Below are 17,872 nucleotides of genomic sequence, written 5' to 3'. Positions count from 1 at the left end.
CGACACCCGCCCCCTTGTAAATTGCGCGCCGGCCACCATCTGCAGGGCACGGCGGTCGAACGCCGCGTCGTACCCCTACTCGCGAAGCGGCTACTATCGCCACCCGCAGCAGATAGCAATTTAGGCTAATATGACGCCCGAACGACCCGCAAGCCGCGGCATGCAGCGCCTGCGCCCCTCCTTTCCGGGGAGCGGAGTGACCTGCCGCGGCGGCCGGCCGCCGCGGCAGGTCACTCCGCTCCCCGGAAAGGAGGGGCGCAGGCGCTGCATGCCGCGGCTTGCGGGTCGTTCGGGCGTCATATTAGCCTAAATTGCTATCTGCTGCGGGTGGCGATAGTAGCCGCTTCGCGAGTAGGGGTACGACGCGGCGTTCGACCGCCGTGCCCTGCAGATGGTGGCCGGCGCGCAATTTACAAGGGGGCGGGTGTCGATGCGATTCGCGCGGCCGGACGCGCGCCGGTTTCTCCCGTGTTTCGCTTTGGTGCGAACAAATTGGTCGCTTTCATCCGGAAGCGGTGATAGAATATGCCGTGACGGGCCTCCTCGCATGGTGGGGCGGTGAACCTGGTCAGGTCGGGAACGAAGCAGCCACAATCGTTTTCCGCCAGTGCCGAGGGTTGGGCTCGTCACCTTCCTTCTCGCCCCGTTCGCCGGGCGTTTTTTATTTCCGCGCCACACTCCGTTTTGCCTGCCTCTTGCCCGTATTCCGCACCGTTTCGCGTGTCGGCGCGACGCAGCGTTACTGATACAATTTCCCGATGACCTATCAAGTTCTCGCACGCAAGTGGCGTCCGAAGGATTTCGCTTCGCTCGTCGGCCAGGAGCACGTCGTCAGGGCGCTCACGCACGCGCTCGACGGCGGGCGTCTCCATCACGCCTATCTGTTTACCGGAACCCGCGGTGTCGGCAAGACGACGCTGTCGCGGATCTTCGCCAAGGCGCTCAACTGTGAAACCGGCATCACGTCGCAGCCTTGCGGCGTGTGTCGCGCCTGTCGAGAGATCGACGAAGGGCGCTTCGTCGATTACGTCGAGATGGATGCCGCGAGTAATCGCGGCGTCGATGAAATGGCGGCGCTGCTCGAGCGCGCGGTGTATGCGCCCGTCGATGCGCGCTTCAAGGTCTACATGATCGACGAAGTGCACATGCTGACGAATCATGCGTTCAACGCGATGCTGAAGACGCTCGAAGAGCCGCCGCCGCACGTCAAGTTCATTCTCGCGACGACCGATCCGCAGAAGATTCCCGTCACCGTGCTGTCGCGCTGCCTGCAGTTCAACCTGAAACAGATGCCGGCCGGGCACATCGTGTCGCATCTCGAACGGATCCTGGGCGAAGAGCGGATCGCGTTCGAGCCGCAGGCGCTGCGCCTGCTCGCCCGGGCCGCTCAGGGCAGCATGCGCGACGCGTTGTCGCTGACCGACCAGGCGATCGCCTATTCGGCGAACGAAGTGACCGAATCGGCCGTGTCCGGCATGCTCGGCGCGCTCGACCAGACTTACATGGTGCGTCTGCTCGATGCGCTCGCGGCCGGCAGCGGCCCGGAAATCCTCGCGATCGCCGACGAGATGTCGCTGCGCAGCCTGTCGTTCTCGACCGCGCTGCAGGATCTTGCCAGCCTGCTGCACCGGATCGCGTGGGCGCAGTTCGCGCCGGGTTCGGTGCTCGACGAATGGCCGGAAGCGTCCGATCTGCGCCGCTTCGCGGAGACGCTGAGCCCCGAGCAGGTCCAGTTGTTCTATCAGATTGCGACGGTCGGGCGCGCAGAGCTCGGCCTGGCGCCGGACGAGTACGCCGGTTTCACGATGACGCTGCTGCGGATGCTCGCGTTCGAGCCGGCCGTTGCCGCCGGCGGTGCGCCGGTCGGCCAGCCGTCCGTGCCGCGTGCGGTGCCCGGCCCGCGCGTTGCGGCGGCACCGGCCGCCGTGGCGAAACCGGCGCCGGCCGACGCGGTGCGGCCGCAGGCTGCGGCCCCGGCGGCGCCCGTTGCTCCGGTGGCGCGCCCGGCGCCGACGCCGGATAGCGATGAAACGGGGCGTCCGGCCGTGAAGCCGGTCGTCGCCGAGGCATCCGCGCCGGCTCCGGTGGACGCGCACGTTATCGAAACGCCGCAACCGAAGGTGGTTGCGGCGGTGCAGGCGACGCCTGCCGGCGATCCGCCGGCACCCGCCCGTGAAGAATCCGCCCGCGAGGAAGAATCCGCCCACGCTGAACTCGAGCCGCCTGTCGCCGTCGAGCAGCGAAGCGACGAACCTGCCGCGCCGTCCGATCCGGCGCCGCGCGCGGCGTCGCCCGAGCCTGCCGCGCGTCCCGCAGCACGCTCCGGCGGCGCTGCCGCCGCGCTCGACGTGCTGCGCAATGCGGGGATGCGCGTGTCGTCCGACCGCGGGCGCGCTAGCGCCGCCGCGAAGCCGGCCGCCGAGAAGCCGGTCGCGCCGCGCCCCGCGGTACCGGTGCCCGCGCCGCGCGCGGCCGCCCGTGCGCCGCAGGCGGCCGATTCACGTCAGGCCTCGCCGCCGTGGGAAGACATTCCGCCGGACGACTACGTGCCGCTCAGCGCCGACGAGATGTTCGGCGGGCCGCCCGACGACGGCTTCGTGCCCGTGTTCGACAGCGGTCCCGACGACGGGCGCGTGACGTCGATGCCGGCGGAAACCCGCCCGGCCGCGCCGGTCGACACGCGTCCGTTGCCGCCCGCGATCGCGCTCGACCCGGTCGGCTTCGACGGCGAATGGCCCGCGCTGGCCGCGCGGCTGCCGCTCAAGGGCGTCGCATACCAGCTCGCATTCAACAGCGAACTGACAGCCGTCGATGCGACGACGCTGAAACTTTCCGTGCCGGTGCCGCAGTATGCGGACGCCGCGCAGGTGGCGAAGCTGAAGGCCGCGCTGGCCGATGCGCTCGGCAAGCCGATCGAGGTGGCGGTCGAGGTCGGGCCTGCCCGGCGCACGGCGGCGGCGCTCGATGCGGCGGCACGTGCGGCACGCCAGCGTGAGGCCGAGCAGGAGATTCACGGCGATCCGTTCGTCCGGCAGCTCGTGCGCGACTTCGGTGCGCGCATCGTCGAGGGGTCGGTGCGCCCGCTCGCCGATCCGGCGTCGGACGGTTCGTCGCCGACACTGCATTGAACCGACCGCACCGCGACAGGCACAATCACGCCCGCACACTTTGGCCGGCACGCGCCGCGTGCCGGTTTTCACACGATCAAGAAGGAGTATTCCCATGTTGAAAGGCAACCTCGCCGGATTGATGAAGCAAGCGCAGCAAATGCAGGAAAACATGAAGAAGATGCAGGAGCAGCTTGCGCTGATCGAGGTAGAAGGGCAGTCGGGGGCGGGCCTCGTCAAGGTGACGATGACGTGCCGTAACGAAGTGCGCCGCGTGTCGATCGACCCGAGCCTGCTCGCGGACGACAAGGACATGCTCGAGGATCTCGTCGCGGCAGCGTTCAACGACGCCGTGCGCAAGGCCGAAGCGACGTCGCAGGAAAAGATGAGCGGCATGACGTCGGGCCTGCCGCTGCCCCCGGGCTTCAAGCTGCCGTTCTGAGCGCGGCGCACGTGCCACTCCTTGCTGCCGTATGAAACAGCCGTCCGCCCTGTCCGCTCTCGTCGAAGCACTGCGCGTGCTGCCCGGCGTCGGGCCGAAATCCGCCCAGCGCATGGCGGTCCACCTGATGCAGCACGACCGGGAGGGCGCGGAGAAGCTCGGCCGGTCGCTGCTGTTCGCGACCGAGCACCTGCAGCACTGCGAAAAGTGCAACACGTTCACCGAAGCGCAGATCTGCGAGGTCTGCAGCGACGAGGAGCGTGATCCGACGCTGCTGTGCGTCGTCGAGACGCCGGCCGACCAGATCATGCTCGAGCAGACGATGACGTACCGCGGGCTGTATTTCGTGCTGATGGGGCGGTTGAGCCCGCTCGACGGCATCGGCCCGAAGGAAATCCATTTCGACCGCCTCGTGCGGCGCGCGTCCGACGGGGTCGTCAAGGAGGTCGTGCTCGCGACCAACTTCACGAACGAGGGCGAGGCAACCGCGCATTACCTCGGCCAGACGCTGAAGGCGCGCGGGCTGGCCGTCACGCGCCTCGCGCGCGGCGTGCCGGTGGGCGGCGAGCTCGAATACGTCGACGCGGGCACCATCGCCCGCGCGATGCTCGACCGCCGCACGATGTAAGCCGGGCGCCGCCGGCAGGCGGCGCCGTTCCTCATGCCAGGGAGACACATGAGCACCAGCCAGGGCCCGCTCGCGGGCGTCAAAGTGCTCGAATTCGGAACGCTGATCGCGGGGCCGTTCGCGTCGCGGCTGTTCGCCGAATTCGGCGCGGAAGTGATCAAGATCGAGGATCCGAACGGCGGCGACCCGCTGCGCAAGTGGCGCAAGCTCCATCCGGAGCAGGGCGGCACGTCGCTGTGGTGGTCCGTCCAGGCGCGCAACAAGAAATCGGTCACCCTCAACCTGAAAGCCGACGCCGGCAAGGCGATCGCGCGGCAGCTTGCGCGCGAGGCCGACATCGTGATCGAGAATTTCCGTCCGGGCCTGCTCGAGAAGCTCGGGCTCGGCTACGACGTGCTGTCGGCCGAGAATCCGGGCCTCGTGATGGTGCGTCTGTCCGGCTACGGGCAGACGGGCCCGTACCGCGACCGGCCCGGTTTCGGCGCGATCGCCGAATCGATGGGCGGGCTGCGCCACATCACCGGCTATCCCGACTTGCCGCCGCCGCGCATCGGCATCTCGATCGGCGATTCGATCGCGGCGCTGCACGGCGTGATCGGCGCGCTGATGGCGCTCCATCACCGCAAGGTCAACGGCGGGGCGGGCCAGGTGGTCGACGTCGCACTGTACGAGGCCGTCTTCAACATGATGGAAAGCGTGGTGCCCGAGTACGGCGTGTACGGGATGGTGCGCGAGCGCACCGGCGCGTCGCTGCCGGGCATCGTGCCGTCGAATACCTACGCGTGCCGCGACGGCAGCGTCGTGATCGGCGGCAACAGCGACCCGATCTTCAAGCGGCTGATGAAGGCGATCGAACGCGACGACCTCGCCGACGATCCCGCGCTCGCGCAAAACGACGGGCGCGTACCGCGGACCCGGGAGATCGACGACGCGATCGCCGCGTGGCTCGCGCCGCGCACGATCGACGAAGCGCTCGCCGTGCTCAATGCGGCCGACGTGCCGGCCGGGCGGATCTACAGCGCCGCCGACATGTTCACGGATCCGCAGTTCGTCGCGCGGCAGATGATCCAGCGCTTCAAGCTGGCCGACGGCACCGATATCCCGCTGCCGAACGTGACGCCGAAGCTGTCCGATACGCCGGGCGAGACGCGCTGGCTCGGGCCCGAACTCGGCGAGCATACGGACGAGGTGCTGCGCGGCCTCGGCTACGACACGCAGGCGATCGCCGCGCTGCGCGACTCGGGCGCGATCTGAGCGCCCGCGGGCGCGTTGCGCCGTGCCGGGGCGCCCGACGGAGCCATCCTCAAAGAGGGCGCTCCGCGGAGCGGAAAACCCGGGGCGGCCCGACGCCTTCCTGAGCGCGCGGTACGCCGCCGACGCATGCGGCGGCGCGTCGTGCATGCGGGTGCGCACCTGCCGCCCGCGGCCGCCGGACTGTCGCTCTCGCGCCATCTTTCCTCGGTTACAATCGCCGGATGCGAATCCTACTCAGCAACGACGACGGCTATCTCGCCCCCGGTCTCGCCGCGCTCAGCGAAGCGCTGCGGCCGCTGGCCGAACTCACCGTGATCGCGCCCGAGCAGAACTGCAGCGGCGCGTCGAATTCCCTCACTTTGTCGCGGCCGCTGTCGGTGCAGCGCGCGGCGGGTACGGGTTTCTTCTACGTGAACGGCACGCCGACCGATTCGGTGCACGTCGCGTTGACGGGGATGGCCGATGCCAGGCCGGACCTCGTCGTTTCCGGGATCAACAACGGCCAGAACATGGGCGAAGACACGCTCTATTCGGGGACGGTCGCCGCCGCCACCGAAGGCATCATGTTCGGCGTGCCGGCCGTCGCGTTCTCGCTGGTCGACAAGGGCTGGGCCCATCTGGCGGATGCCGCGCGCGTCGCCGCGGAAATCGTCGAGCACTACCTCGCGCATCCGCTGCCGGGCCAGCCGCTGCTGAACGTCAATATTCCGAACCTGCCTTACGGCGAGCTGAAAGGCTGGAAAGTCACGCGCCTCGGCAAGCGTCATCCGTCGCAGCCGGTGATTCGCCAGACCGACCCGCGCGGCGAACCGATCTACTGGATCGGCGCGGCGGGGGCGGCGCTGGATGCGAGCGACGGCACCGATTTCCACGCGGTGGCAAACGGTTTCGTGTCGATCACGCCGCTGCAGCTCGATCTCACGCATACGGAGATGTTGCCCGCGACACGCGAATGGGCGCGCGCCGGAGGACGGGTTTCATGAGCGGCGAGCGCGCGAAGCGGTTCCCGCTCGCGCTCGAAGATCTCAAGCGAGCGCCGCGGAAGTCGGAGGGGCGTGCCGGCGAGCGCCATGCGGCGGTCGCGGCGCCTAAGGCCGCCGACAAGCCCGCGGCCGTGCTGAAACCGGTTGCGGTGAAGCCCGTCGCGGTGCGAACGGCGCCACCCGGTTCCGCCGGCGCGAAGCCCGCGACCGCACCGAAGCCGACCGCGCTGAAGCCCGCATTGCCGAAGCCGGCTGCGCCGAACGTCGCGCAGGCCGGCGCGTTCGCGCTCACGTCGGAACGCGTGCGCGAACGGATGGTCGAACGGCTGCGTGCGAACGGCGTGACCGATGCGCGCGTGCTGGAAGCGATGGCCGCGGTGCCGCGCCACCTGTTCGTGGATCCGGGGCTCGCAACGCAGGCCTATGAGGATTCCGCGTTGCCGATCGGCCACCAGCAGACCATTTCAAAACCGTCGGTTGTTGCGCGCATGATCGAGCTCGCGATGGCCGGCCGTACGCTCGAGCGCGTGCTCGAGATCGGCACGGGTTGCGGCTATCAGGCCGCCGTGCTGAGCCACGTGGCACGCGACGTGTATTCGATTGAACGCATCAAGCCGCTCTACGAGCGCGCGAAGCTGAACCTGCGGCCGCTGCGCGTGCCGAACATCCGTCTGCACTACGGCGACGGGCGTGTCGGCCTGCCGTCCGCCGCCCCGTTCGACGCGATCGTGATCGCGGCGGCGGGGCTCGACGTGCCGCAGGCGCTGCTCGAGCAGCTCGCGATCGGCGGGCGGCTCGTCGCGCCGGTCGGCGCGCAGAGCGGGCAGCACCAGGTGCTCACGCTCGTCGAGCGCGTCGCGCACGCGCAATGGCGGGAGTCGCGGCTTGATCGCGTTTTCTTTGTCCCTTTAAAATCCGGAGTAATTTGAAACCGATGAGTATGTTGCGCGCGATGCAAAACAACCGTTCCAGGGAACCGCTCACGCTCGCCCAGCGCGCGATCTGTGTAGCCGCGTTCTCCACGCTACTGGCCGCCTGTGCGACGCGGCTCGACAACGCGCCCGTCGTCGATCGCTCCGGTTCGCTCGGCACGACCGCCGCCGCGCAACCCGCGGCACCGCTTCCGCCGGCGCCGCCGGGTTACTACCGGGTGAAGCCGGGCGACACGCTGTACCGGATCGCACTCGAAAACGGGCAGAACTATCGCGACATCGCCGCGTGGAACAACCTGGCGAACCCGAACCAGATCGAAGTCGACCAGCTGCTGCGCGTTTCGCCGCAAGCCGGCGCCGCGGTTGCCGGCACGCAGGTCGCCGCACCGATCGGCGCCGCCGCCGTGGCCACCGCGCCGCTCAGCAGCGGCCCGGCGACGCCGGCCGCCGGCACGTCGTCCGCAGCCGTGACGCCGCCTGCCGCGGCAGCCGCCTCGAGCGATACGGCAGCCGCGCCGAGCGGCCCCGTGACGTTCGCGTGGCCCGCGCGCGGCCCCGTGCTGAACGGGTTCGACGATGCGAAAAACAAGGGCGTCAATATCGGCGGCACGGCCGGCGAAGCCGTGAAGGCGGCGGCCGACGGCCGCGTCGTCTACTCCGGCAACGGGCTGCGCGGCTACGGCAACCTCATTATCATCAAGCACGATGCAACTTACCTCACGGCATATGCACACAATCGCGCTTTGATGGTAAAAGAGGGGGACGCGGTAACGAAGGGGCAGAAGATCGCCGAGATGGGGAACAGCGATTCCGACCGCGTGATGCTGCATTTCGAGGTTCGCCGGCAGGGTAAACCTGTCGATCCGCTGAAGTATTTGCCGCCTCAATAACCGAGACGACCATGCCGAAATCGAAGCGCCACGAGCCGCAAGCCGAATCTGAGAAGATCAGTCGTGCCACGCAAGCATCGGTGGGGCGAGAGGGTGCTTCGACGGAAGACGACGATGACGTCGCGGAAAACGAACGCGATATCGAGGCGCGCGACGCCGAGGCGGACGGCGGCGACGACGAGCGGGAAGGGCGCTCCGAAGCAGCGCCCGATGTCGACGATTTCCGCACGCTGCTGCAGGCCGAACTCACGGCCGACACGATCCAGCATTACCTGAACCGCATCAGCGTGAAGCCGCTGCTGACCGTCGAGGAAGAGCAGCGCTATTCCCGGCTCGCGAAGGCCGGCGAATTCGAGGCGCGGCAGGTGATGATCGAGCGCAACCTGCGTCTCGTCGTCAGCATCGCCAAGGGGTATCTGAACCGCGGCGTGCCGCTGCTCGACCTGATCGAGGAGGGCAATCTCGGCCTGATGCACGCGATCGAGAAATTCGACCCGACGCGCGGCTTCCGTTTCTCGACCTACGCGACGTGGTGGATCCGGCAGAGCATCGAGCGGGCGATCATGAACCAGGCCCGTACGGTGCGCCTGCCCGTGCACGTGATCCGCGAACTGAACCAGGTGCTGCGCGCGAAGCGCCATCTCGAAAAAAATTCGATGTCGACGGGCGAGGCGGCCGAACGCCGCGAAGCCAGCATCGACGACATCGCCTATCTCACCGGCAAGACCGCCGAGGAAGTCACCGATATCCTCGCGCTCAACGAGCACACGGCGTCGCTCGATGCGCCGCTCGACCTCGATCCCGCGAGCAGCCTGCTCGACCTGCTGCCCGACGACCAGAGCCAGTCGCCCGACGCCGAGGTCCAGCACCGCGAGCTCGAGACGCTGACGCGTGCATGGCTGTCGCGGCTGTCCGACAAGCATCGGCACGTGATCGAGCGCCGCTTCGGCCTGAACCACATCGAACCGGCGACGCTCGAGGAGCTGGCCGACGAGATGGGGCTCACGCGTGAGCGCGTGCGCCAGATCCAGCAGGAAGCGCTGGTGCGCCTCAAGCGGTTCTTCGCCTCCAACGGCGTGCGCAAGGACGCCGTTCTGTAACCGATGACTCCGATTCTTGTTTTTGACATCGAGACGATCCCCGATGTCGACGGCATTCGCCGTCTGGAAGACCTGCCCGCGACGCTCGACGACGCCGCAGTAGCCGAGCACGCGTTTGCCGCGCGCCGCGAGAAGACCGGCGGCGATTTCCTGCCGCACCACCTGCAGCGCATCGCGGCGATCTCGTGCGTGTTCCGCGACAACAACGGTTTTCGCGTGCGCTCGCTCGGCACGCCGCAGGACAACGAAGCGACGCTGATCCAGTCGTTCTACCGCGTGATCGAGAAATACACGCCGCAGCTCGTCTCGTGGAACGGCGGCGGTTTCGATCTGCCGGTGCTCCATTACCGCGCGCTCGTGCACGGCATTCCCGCGACCCGCTACTGGGATCTCGGCGAGGACGACCGCGAATTCAAGTGGAACAACTACATCTCGCGCTATCACTCGCGGCATACCGACCTGATGGACGTGCTGGCGATGTATCAGGCGCGCGCGAATGCGCCGCTCGACGCGCTCGCGAAGATGTGCGGCTTCCCCGGCAAGCTCGGGATGGACGGCAGCCAGGTGTGGCCTGCGTTCCAGGGCGGGCGGATCGAGGAAATCCGCAACTATTGCGAAACCGACGTCGTCAATACCTACCTGCTGTATTGCCGATTCCAGCTGATGCGCGGCGGCCTGACCCCGAGCGAATACGCGGACGAGATCCTGCTGGTGAAGAACTCGCTTGCCCAGGAACTCGCGCCGCACTGGGCCGAGTACCTCGCCGCGTTCGACGCGTAACGCGGGCCGGTCGCGTCGGCATCGGCGCGATCAGGCGAGTTCGAGCAGTATCGGCTGGTGATCCGACGCGCGCACGTCGCCGTCGATTTCGCAGCGCATCACGCGCGGCAGCAGCGTCTCGGTGACGAACACGAAGTCGCACGCGAGCGGCCCCTCCGTCCATTGCGCCGTGTCGTGGACGCCGGCCGTCGGCGGCGGCTGGTGGCCGGGGTGCCGCGCAAGCCAGGCGTCGACGAAACTCGGCGCATCCGCGATCGGCTCCAGGAGGCGGCGGTAGGCTTCGCTGCCGAACGCGCTGTTGAAGTCGCCGCAGACGATCGCGTCGCGCGGCTGGCCGGTCGCGCTGAAGGGCCCCTCGGCGGTTTCGGCGGGCGCCGGTCGGGCTGCGTGTGCGCAGGCCTCGCGATGCCGGTTGCGCAGTGCATCGACCTGTGCGAGCCGCTGGCGCGCCGAATAATATTCCAGGTGGGTAGTGACCACGCGCAGCGCGCCGAAGGGCGCCTGCAACTCGACGTCGAGCGCGACGCGCGGCATCGACGGCACGCCGGCATCGGCCGGCCACGGCAGCAACTGGCGCAGTACGCGCCCGACCGGCAGCCGGGTCGCGATGGCATTGCCGAACTGGCGGCGCGGCGCACCCGTTTCGACGGGCGGCAGGTCGGCGCCGATCGCTTCGACGATCGTATGGCCGGGCAGCAGCGCCGCCAGCTCGGCGAACTGGTCGGGGCCGGGCCGCCCGGGCAGCGAGCCGAAGCCGCGCGTGACCTCCTGCAGGCACAGCACGTCGAAGTCGCCGAGCCGGCGGATGGCCGTGACGGTGCGTGGAAGGTCGACGACGCCGTCCACGTTCCGGCCCCATTGGATATTCCAGTCGATCAGTTGCATGGTCGTATCTCCTGCCGGGCGCATGCCGGGCCGGGGAGGCGGTCGGCTCCACGGTTCGCCCGGTTGCGGGGCGCCGGTTCGCCCGTTCCGGCGCGTTGCGGGGCCGTGCGGGCTCGCGTATCGACGCTTGCGCCATGCAAAGCGGGCGATGCGGGCCTTCGTCGTCTACAATCTCGCCTTCTTCAACGTTTGTCAGGAAAAGCAGGTGTCCGAAGCCGTCCCCACTTCTGCGCGCAAATCGAAAAACGCGCCCGTCGCGCCCGGGCCCGCCCCGGTTCTCGAGATCGAATCGCTCGACATGGAAGCGCGCGGTGTCGGCCGCACGATCACCGAGGACGGCGAGCCGGGCAAGGTCATCTTCGTCGAGGGCGCGCTGCCGGGCGAGCGCGTGACCTATTCGAGCTACCGCCGCAAGCCGAGCTACGAGCAGGCGACGGTTGTCGACATTCTGCGCCCGAGCGTGATGCGCACGAAGCCGAAATGCGCGTTCTTCGGCACCTGCGGCGGCTGCTCGATGCAGCATCTCGACATGCGAGCTCAGGTGGCGGTCAAGCAGCGCGTGCTTGAGGACAACCTGTGGCATCTGGCGAAGCTGCGGGCGGAAACGATGTTCGCGCCGATCCACGGCCCGTCGTGGGGCTATCGTTATCGTGCGCGGCTGACCGTGCGCAACGTGGCGAAGAAGGGCGGCGTGCTGGTCGGGTTCCACGAGAAGAAGAGCAGCTACGTGGCCGACATGACGAGCTGCGAAGTGCTGCCGCCGCATGTGTCGGCGATGCTGGTGCCGCTGCGTCGGCTCGTCGAGGGGCTGTCGATCCGCGATCGGATGCCGCAGATCGAGCTCGCGGTCGGCTCGGCGGTCACCGCGCTCGTGCTTCGCGTGCTGGAGCCGATCAACGCGGACGACGAAGCGCTGCTGCGCGCGTTCGCGGACGAACACAAGGTGCAATTCTGGCTGCAGCCGAAGGGCCCCGATACGGTGACGCCGTTCTATCCGCTCGACGTGGCGCTCGACTACACGCTGCCGGAGTTCGGCATCCGCATGCCGTTCAAGCCAACCGACTTCACGCAGGTCAATCATCAGATCAATCGCGTGCTGGTGGGCCGGGCGCTGCGCCTGCTCGCGCCGTCGCGCGACGATCGCGTGCTCGACCTGTTCTGCGGGATCGGCAACTTCACGCTGCCGCTCGCGCGGCTGTCGCGCGAGGTGATGGGCATCGAGGGCAGCGAGACGCTGACGACGCGCGCGCTGGCGAACGCGCGAGAGAACGGCGTCGACGGCCACACGACGTTCGCGTGCCGGAACCTGTTCGAAGTGACGGGCGACGACATCCGTGCGCTGGGCGCATTCGACAAGTTCCTGATCGACCCGCCGCGCGAGGGGGCGCTGGCGGTATCGAAGGCGCTGGCCGAGATCGCGCAGAGCGGCGAGGGCCCGTTGCCGAAGCGCATCGTATACGTGTCGTGCAACCCGTCGACGCTGGCGCGCGACGCGGGCCTGCTCGTGCACGAGGCCGGCTACCGCCTGAAGGGCGCCGGGGTCGTGAACATGTTCCCGAATACATCGCATGTCGAATCGATTGCACTGTTCGAGCGCGATTGAGCGATGCGGCGGATGTAAAAAAACCGGCCCTCGGGCCGGTTTTTTCATGGGGCGGGGTGCGCGTCAGTTGCGGTTGCCGCCGAAGATGCCGAGCAGCGCGAGCAGGTTCGTGAACACGTTGTACAGGTCGAGGTAGATCGCGAGCGTCGCCGAGATGTAGTTCGTCTCGCCGCCGTTCACGACGCGCTGGACGTCGAACAGCATGTACGCGGAGAAGATCGCGATCGCGAGCACGGAGACGGTGAGCATCAGCGCCGGGAGCTGCAGGAAGATGTTCGCGACCGAGGCCAGCAGGATCACGATCACGCCCATGAACAGCCATTTGCCGAGCCCCGAGAAGTCGCGCTTGCTGACGGTGGCGATCGTCGCCATCGCGGCGAAGATGATGCCGGTGCCGCCGAACGCGAGCATGATCAGCGACGGGCCGTTCGAGAAGCCGAGGATGAAGCTCAGCAGGCGCGACAGCATCAGGCCCATGAAGAACGTGAAGCCGAGCAGCACGAACACGCCGGCCGCGCTGTTCTTGGTCCGCTCGATGGCGAACATGAAACCGAATGCGATCGCGAAGAACGCGAGCAGGCTCATCATCGGGCTGGTGGCCGCGAACAGCGAGAAGCCCGTCGCGACGCCGACCCAGGCGCCCAGCACGGTCGGCACCATCGACAGCGCGAGCAGCCAGTACGTGTTCCGCAGCACGCGGTTGCGAACCTCGGCGGTGCTGACGGAACCGCCGCGGCCGAAATTGTACGGATAGTCGTTCATGGTTTCTCCTAACATTGAACGCATGGGCGTCCGGGGCCGGTTCGGCACACGCGGTGTGCGGCGCAGCAAACCGGAGCAGCTATGGCTAAGATACGTTCCGCGCCGGGAGGTTTCAATGGCCGGACGACGCAAAAACATATGGATTCTGAACCTTTCATGCGTGTAAGGGTTCAATCGCAATGATACACGGGATCGTGCTACAATAGCGGATTCATTTGAACCTGTAACTTCTTAATTTTTTGGAGTTTTTATGGCAATCGAGCGCACCCTGTCGATCATCAAGCCGGATGCGGTGGCAAAGAACGTGATCGGCCAGATCTACAGCCGTTTCGAAGGCGCCGGCCTGAAGATCATCGCATCGCGTATGGCGCACCTGTCGCGTGCCGACGCAGAGAAGTTCTACGCGGTTCACGCAGCACGTCCGTTCTTCAAGGATCTCGTCGATTTCATGATCTCCGGCCCGGTGATGATCCAGGTTCTGGAAGGCGAAGGCGCGATCCTGAAGAACCGCGACCTGATGGGCGCAACGGATCCGAAGAAGGCGGAAAAGGGCACGATCCGTGCCGATTTCGCCGACAGCATCGACGCGAACGCGGTGCACGGCTCGGACGCAGCGGAAACCGCGGCGGTCGAAGTCGCGTTCTTCTTCCCGGAAATGAACGTTTACTCGCGTTAAGCCCTGGCTGACAGCAGGTAGGCAGGATTCAGCGCAAGCGGCAAGGCAGCACATCATGACGAGCGAAACTTCCGTCAATCTTCTCGACTTCGATGCCGAGGGTCTTGTCGCGTACTGCGGCAGCCTCGGCGAGAAGCCGTTCCGCGCCAAGCAGTTGCAGCGCTGGATCCACCAGTACAACGCCGGCGATTTCGACGGCATGACCGATCTCGCGAAGTCCTTGAGGGAAAAACTCAAGGGCCGCGCCTCGATCGGAATGCCCCAGATCGCCAGCGATCACGTTTCCGCCGACGGCACGCGCAAGTGGCTGATCGACGTCGGAAACGGCAATGCGGTCGAAACCGTGTTCATCCCGGAAGAGACGCGCGGCACGCTGTGCGTGTCGTCGCAGGCGGGGTGCGCGGTCAACTGCCGCTTCTGTTCGACGGGCAAGCAGGGTTTTTCCCGCAACCTGTCGACAGCCGAAATCATCGGCCAGCTGCGGATGGCCGAATTTGCGTTGCGCGCGTCGCTGGGTCGCGCGCCCGGCCCCAACGGCAAGGCCGAACGGGTCGTCACCAACGTGGTGATGATGGGCATGGGCGAGCCGCTGCTGAATTACAGCGCGGTCGTGCCCGCGATGCGGCTGATGCTGGACGACAACGCATACGGCCTGTCGCGCCGCCGCGTCACGCTGTCGACGTCGGGCGTGGTGCCGATGATGGACCGCCTCGGCGCCGAGTTGCCGGTTGCGCTGGCCGTTTCGCTGCACGCGCCGAACGATGCGCTGCGCGACGAGCTGGTGCCGCTCAACAAGAAGTATCCGCTGCGCGAGCTGATGGCGGCATGCCAGCGTTACCTGACGGTCGCGCCGCGCGACTTCATTACGTTCGAATACTGCATGCTGGACGGCGTCAACGACACCGAAGCGCATGCGCGAGAACTGCTGGCCGTCACGCGCGACGTGCCGTGCAAGTTCAACCTGATCCCGTTCAATCCGTTTCCGGAGTCGGGCCTCATCCGCTCGAAGCCGGAGCAGATCAAGCGCTTCGCACAGGTCCTCATCGACGCGGGTGTCGTCACGACCGTGCGCAAGACGCGCGGCGACGATATCGATGCCGCGTGCGGCCAGCTGGCCGGCGCGGTGAAGGATCGCACGCGCCTCGCGGAACGGACGGGCGCAGCAGGGAAAATCATCGAAGTTCGAGCCGTTTGACGGGGTGCTTGGCCGGGGCGCGCCGGGTGCGTCCGGCCTCGGAGGTTCGAACCTTTTGGCGGTACAACACGCGAATAGCGATCGGTCGCGGCGCCTCGGCGTCGCGCATGGTATGGACAGTTGCGGGTGCTGGCCGGCGGGAGCCGGCGGCGGCCGCCAGCAAGAAGAATCGACGCGAGGACAAGGATGAGTGAGCCGCAGCCGTCTAACGGCGCAGAGACGAATGCCGCGAAGCCGGCACCGGCGGGACTGGAATCGCTGGCGGCGGTCGGCAGCCGGCTGGCGCAGCTTCGGGAGACGAAGGGCTGGACGGTCGACGACGTGTCGGCGCGACTCAAGGTCGCACCGCAGAAGCTTCGGGCGCTCGAGGCCGGCGACATCAGCCATTTGCCCGGCGTGACCTTCGCGCTCGGCGTGGTGCGCAGCTACGCGAAGATGCTCGGCGTCGATCCGGAACCGTTCGCGCAGGCGTTGCGCCGCGAGCGCGGGGTGCCGGAGGTCGACCTGTCGATGCCTGCGTCGTCGGGGACGGATCTGCCGCGCGGCCGCGTGTCGATTCCGCTGGGCGGCTCGTCGCGGCACCATCCGTGGCTGTGGGGCACGGCGATCGTCGTCGTCGCGGTGGTTGCCGTACTGATGTGGCACACTGGCGGCGATTCGTCGGGCCTGCTCGCGCGTTTCAGGGGCGGCGACGCGGAACATGCGTCGGCCGCGAGCGCGCCGGCGGCGGCCGCTTCGTCCGGTGACGAGGCAGCCTCGAACGGCGCGTCGGCCGTGGTTGCCAGTGAGGTTCCGGCCCCGGTTGCTGCGTCCGTAGCGCCTGCGCCTGCTCCGGTGGTCGCATCGGCCGTTCCGGCGCCGGTGGCTCCGGTCGCGCCGGCTGCTGCATCGCAGCCTGTCGTGGCAACGACGGCGGCGAGTGCCGCCGCTCCGGCCGAGCCGGCGAGCGTCGCGGTGGCGGCGGGCCAGTCGGTGGTCGAGCTGAAGGTCAAGCAGGATTGCTGGTTCAGCGTGCGCGACAAGAACGGCAAGGAGCTGTTCTCGTCGCTGGTGAAGGCCGGCGAGACGAAGCAGGTTGCCGGCGAAGGGCCGTTCAAGGTCACGATCGGCAACAAGGCAGGCCTCGACGCGGTTGCGTTCGACGGGAAACCTGTCGATCCGGCAAAATATTCGGCAGCGCGGGGTAACGTGGCGCGGTTCACGTTGCCCTGACGTCAAGCGCCATGGCGAAGGCCTGTCGTCGATAACGGCAGGCCGCGACGACACGGCGCTTTTTCAATTCATGCGCCGCGTAGCGGCGTATTCCGCGTAAATGGATCTATCGATGCAATCCGAAGCTCAATCCCCACGCAGCAGTCAGATTTGTTCAACCGAGCCGGTGTTCGGCGGGCATCAGCCGCGCCGCGTATCGCATGCGGTGAATGTCCGCTGGGGCGGGCAGCTCGTGACGATCGGCGGCGACGCGCCGGTGCGCGTGCAGTCGATGACGAATACCGATACGGCCGACGCGATCGGCACGGCAATCCAGATCAAGGAACTCGCGAACGCGGGCTCCGAACTGGTGCGCATCACGGTGAACACGCCCGAGGCAGCGGCCGCCGTGCCGGCGATCCGCGAGCAGCTCGACCGGATGGGAGTGACCGTGCCGCTCGTCGGCGATTTCCACTACAACGGCCACCTGCTGCTGCGCGACTACCCGGGTTGCGCGGAGTCGCTGTCGAAATACCGGATCAATCCCGGCAACGTCGGCCAGGGCGCGAAGCGCGACACGCAGTTCGCGCAGATGATCGAGGCCGCTGCCAGGTACGACAAGCCGGTGCGGATCGGCGTGAACTGGGGCAGCCTCGACCAGGACCTGCTCGCACGCATGATGGACGAGAACGGCGCGCGTGCGCAGCCCTGGGACGCACAGAGCGTGATGTACGAGGCGCTGATCCAGTCGGCGATCGGCTCGGCCGAACGGGCGGTCGAACTGGGTCTCGGCCGTGACCGCATCGTGCTGTCGTGCAAGGTCAGCGGCGTGCAGGACCTGATCGCCGTGTACCGCGAACTCAGCCGCCGCTGCGGTTTCGCGCTGCACCTCGGGCTGACCGAGGCCGGCATGGGCTCGAAGGGCATCGTCGCGTCGACGGCCGCGCTCGGCGTGCTGCTGCAGGAAGGGATCGGCGACACGATCCGCATTTCGCTGACGCCGGAACCGGGCGCGTCGCGCACCGGCGAAGTGATCGTCGGCCAGGAAATCCTCCAGACGATGGGCCTGCGCTCGTTCGCGCCGATGGTGATCGCGTGCCCGGGCTGCGGCCGTACGACGAGCACGCTGTTCCAGGAACTGGCGATGCAGATCCAGACCTACCTGCGCGAGCAGATGCCGGTCTGGCGCAAGGAATATCCGGGCGTCGAGACGATGAACGTCGCGGTGATGGGCTGTATCGTCAACGGCCCGGGCGAATCGAAGCACGCGAACATCGGCATCAGCCTGCCGGGCTCGGGCGAGAACCCGGCCGCCCCCGTCTTCATCGACGGCGAGAAGGTCAAGACGCTGCGCGGCGAGCGGATCGCCGAGGAATTCCAGCAGATCGTCAGCGACTACGTCGTACGCAACTATGGCCGCGCGGAAGCGGCTGCGAACTAATTC

At 67.5% G+C, this 17,872-nt stretch carries 16 protein-coding genes and 1 other RNA gene; 15 read left to right on the top strand and 2 right to left on the bottom strand.

The genetic code is table 11. From position 1 onward, the window contains the following. Positions 1-532 precede the first annotated feature (532 nt). The 10 genes from ffs (at position 533) to GQ57_RS26085 (ending at position 10,116) form a co-directional block, all read left to right on the top strand. Positions 533-631, top strand: an RNA gene (gene ffs, locus GQ57_RS38530) — signal recognition particle sRNA small type. A 127-nt stretch (positions 632-758) separates the two neighbouring features. Next, the gene (locus GQ57_RS26125) at positions 759-3,128 is read left to right on the top strand and encodes a DNA polymerase III subunit gamma/tau (protein WP_034199441.1); all 2,370 of its coding nucleotides are present in this window, start codon (positions 759-761) and stop codon (positions 3,126-3,128) included. Between the two features lie 94 nt (positions 3,129-3,222). Continuing rightward, positions 3,223-3,549, top strand: coding sequence for a YbaB/EbfC family nucleoid-associated protein (locus tag GQ57_RS26120; protein ID WP_006482124.1), 327 nt, complete (start codon positions 3,223-3,225; stop codon positions 3,547-3,549). Positions 3,550-3,580: 31 nt separating this feature from the next. Continuing rightward, a complete protein-coding gene (gene recR / locus GQ57_RS26115; protein ID WP_031402978.1) occupies positions 3,581-4,177 on the top strand; it encodes a recombination mediator RecR in 597 nt (198 codons plus the stop codon). Positions 4,178-4,225: 48 nt separating this feature from the next. Further along, positions 4,226-5,431, top strand: coding sequence for a CaiB/BaiF CoA transferase family protein (locus GQ57_RS26110; protein WP_031402977.1), 1,206 nt, complete (start codon positions 4,226-4,228; stop codon positions 5,429-5,431). Between the two features lie 221 nt (positions 5,432-5,652). Next, a complete protein-coding gene (surE, locus tag GQ57_RS26105; protein ID WP_031402976.1) occupies positions 5,653-6,414 on the top strand; it encodes a 5'/3'-nucleotidase SurE in 762 nt (253 codons plus the stop codon). Then, entirely contained in the window at positions 6,411-7,343 is a 933-nt protein-coding gene (locus GQ57_RS26100; RefSeq protein ID WP_034199443.1) for a protein-L-isoaspartate(D-aspartate) O-methyltransferase, read from the top strand. The genes surE and GQ57_RS26100 overlap by 4 nt, the downstream gene beginning before the upstream one ends. 5 nt (positions 7,344-7,348) lie before the next feature. Continuing rightward, complete coding sequence (locus GQ57_RS26095; RefSeq protein ID WP_031402974.1) at positions 7,349-8,236, top strand: peptidoglycan DD-metalloendopeptidase family protein; 888 nt, start codon at positions 7,349-7,351, stop codon at positions 8,234-8,236. 11 nt (positions 8,237-8,247) lie between these two features. Further along, entirely contained in the window at positions 8,248-9,336 is a 1,089-nt protein-coding gene (gene rpoS, locus GQ57_RS26090) for an RNA polymerase sigma factor RpoS (protein ID WP_031402973.1), read from the top strand. A 3-nt stretch (positions 9,337-9,339) separates the two neighbouring features. After that, positions 9,340-10,116, top strand: a complete 777-nt coding sequence (locus GQ57_RS26085; RefSeq protein WP_034199440.1) for a 3'-5' exonuclease — start codon at positions 9,340-9,342, stop codon at positions 10,114-10,116. A gap of 30 nt (positions 10,117-10,146) precedes the next feature. Here GQ57_RS26085 and GQ57_RS26080 read toward each other — a convergent pair whose 3' ends face one another. Continuing rightward, positions 10,147-11,001, bottom strand: coding sequence for an endonuclease/exonuclease/phosphatase family protein (locus GQ57_RS26080; RefSeq protein ID WP_034199439.1), 855 nt, complete (start codon positions 10,999-11,001; stop codon positions 10,147-10,149). Positions 11,002-11,206: 205 nt separating this feature from the next. Between GQ57_RS26080 and rlmD the strand changes: the two genes are divergently transcribed. Next, the gene (rlmD, locus tag GQ57_RS26075; RefSeq protein ID WP_081895013.1) at positions 11,207-12,604 is read left to right on the top strand and encodes a 23S rRNA (uracil(1939)-C(5))-methyltransferase RlmD; all 1,398 of its coding nucleotides are present in this window, start codon (positions 11,207-11,209) and stop codon (positions 12,602-12,604) included. A 63-nt stretch (positions 12,605-12,667) separates the two neighbouring features. Here the strand turns inward: rlmD and GQ57_RS26070 are convergent, their stop codons facing one another. Then, on the bottom strand, positions 12,668-13,366 hold the full coding sequence (locus GQ57_RS26070) for a Bax inhibitor-1/YccA family protein (protein WP_006761414.1): 699 nt from the start codon (positions 13,364-13,366) through the stop codon (positions 12,668-12,670). Between the two features lie 250 nt (positions 13,367-13,616). On the opposite strand from GQ57_RS26070, the gene ndk reads away from it, so the two are divergent. The 4 genes from ndk (at position 13,617) to ispG (ending at position 17,869) form a co-directional block, all read left to right on the top strand. Continuing rightward, positions 13,617-14,042 (top strand): nucleoside-diphosphate kinase, encoded by a 426-nt coding sequence (gene ndk, locus GQ57_RS26065; protein WP_017332230.1) that lies wholly within the window; start codon positions 13,617-13,619, stop codon positions 14,040-14,042. Between the two features lie 55 nt (positions 14,043-14,097). Beyond that, entirely contained in the window at positions 14,098-15,237 is a 1,140-nt protein-coding gene (gene rlmN, locus GQ57_RS26060; RefSeq protein WP_034199438.1) for a 23S rRNA (adenine(2503)-C(2))-methyltransferase RlmN, read from the top strand. A 186-nt stretch (positions 15,238-15,423) separates the two neighbouring features. Continuing rightward, entirely contained in the window at positions 15,424-16,449 is a 1,026-nt protein-coding gene (locus tag GQ57_RS26055; protein ID WP_034199437.1) for a helix-turn-helix domain-containing protein, read from the top strand. 112 nt (positions 16,450-16,561) lie between these two features. Beyond that, complete coding sequence (ispG, locus tag GQ57_RS26050) at positions 16,562-17,869, top strand: flavodoxin-dependent (E)-4-hydroxy-3-methylbut-2-enyl-diphosphate synthase (protein WP_031402966.1); 1,308 nt, start codon at positions 16,562-16,564, stop codon at positions 17,867-17,869. Positions 17,870-17,872: the final 3 nt, after the last annotated feature.

Origin of the sequence: Burkholderia sp. MSh2 (assembly GCF_000731655.1) — a bacterium.
Lineage (GTDB): Bacteria > Pseudomonadota > Gammaproteobacteria > Burkholderiales > Burkholderiaceae > Burkholderia > Burkholderia paludis.
This window is presented reverse-complemented; position numbering and strand designations above follow the sequence as displayed.

Coding starts and splice junctions, on each gene's coding strand:
- GQ57_RS26125 (WP_034199441.1), top strand. CDS start 759: ATGACCTATCAAGTTCTCGCACGCAAGTGGCGTCCGAAGGATTTCGCT.
- GQ57_RS26120 (WP_006482124.1), top strand. CDS start 3,223: ATGTTGAAAGGCAACCTCGCCGGATTGATGAAGCAAGCGCAGCAAATG.
- recR (WP_031402978.1), top strand. CDS start 3,581: ATGAAACAGCCGTCCGCCCTGTCCGCTCTCGTCGAAGCACTGCGCGTG.
- GQ57_RS26110 (WP_031402977.1), top strand. CDS start 4,226: ATGAGCACCAGCCAGGGCCCGCTCGCGGGCGTCAAAGTGCTCGAATTC.
- surE (WP_031402976.1), top strand. CDS start 5,653: ATGCGAATCCTACTCAGCAACGACGACGGCTATCTCGCCCCCGGTCTC.
- GQ57_RS26100 (WP_034199443.1), top strand. CDS start 6,411: ATGAGCGGCGAGCGCGCGAAGCGGTTCCCGCTCGCGCTCGAAGATCTC.
- GQ57_RS26095 (WP_031402974.1), top strand. CDS start 7,349: ATGAGTATGTTGCGCGCGATGCAAAACAACCGTTCCAGGGAACCGCTC.
- rpoS (WP_031402973.1), top strand. CDS start 8,248: ATGCCGAAATCGAAGCGCCACGAGCCGCAAGCCGAATCTGAGAAGATC.
- GQ57_RS26085 (WP_034199440.1), top strand. CDS start 9,340: ATGACTCCGATTCTTGTTTTTGACATCGAGACGATCCCCGATGTCGAC.
- GQ57_RS26080 (WP_034199439.1), bottom strand. CDS start 11,001: ATGCAACTGATCGACTGGAATATCCAATGGGGCCGGAACGTGGACGGC.
- GQ57_RS26070 (WP_006761414.1), bottom strand. CDS start 13,366: ATGAACGACTATCCGTACAATTTCGGCCGCGGCGGTTCCGTCAGCACC.
- ndk (WP_017332230.1), top strand. CDS start 13,617: ATGGCAATCGAGCGCACCCTGTCGATCATCAAGCCGGATGCGGTGGCA.
- rlmN (WP_034199438.1), top strand. CDS start 14,098: ATGACGAGCGAAACTTCCGTCAATCTTCTCGACTTCGATGCCGAGGGT.
- GQ57_RS26055 (WP_034199437.1), top strand. CDS start 15,424: ATGAGTGAGCCGCAGCCGTCTAACGGCGCAGAGACGAATGCCGCGAAG.
- ispG (WP_031402966.1), top strand. CDS start 16,562: ATGCAATCCGAAGCTCAATCCCCACGCAGCAGTCAGATTTGTTCAACC.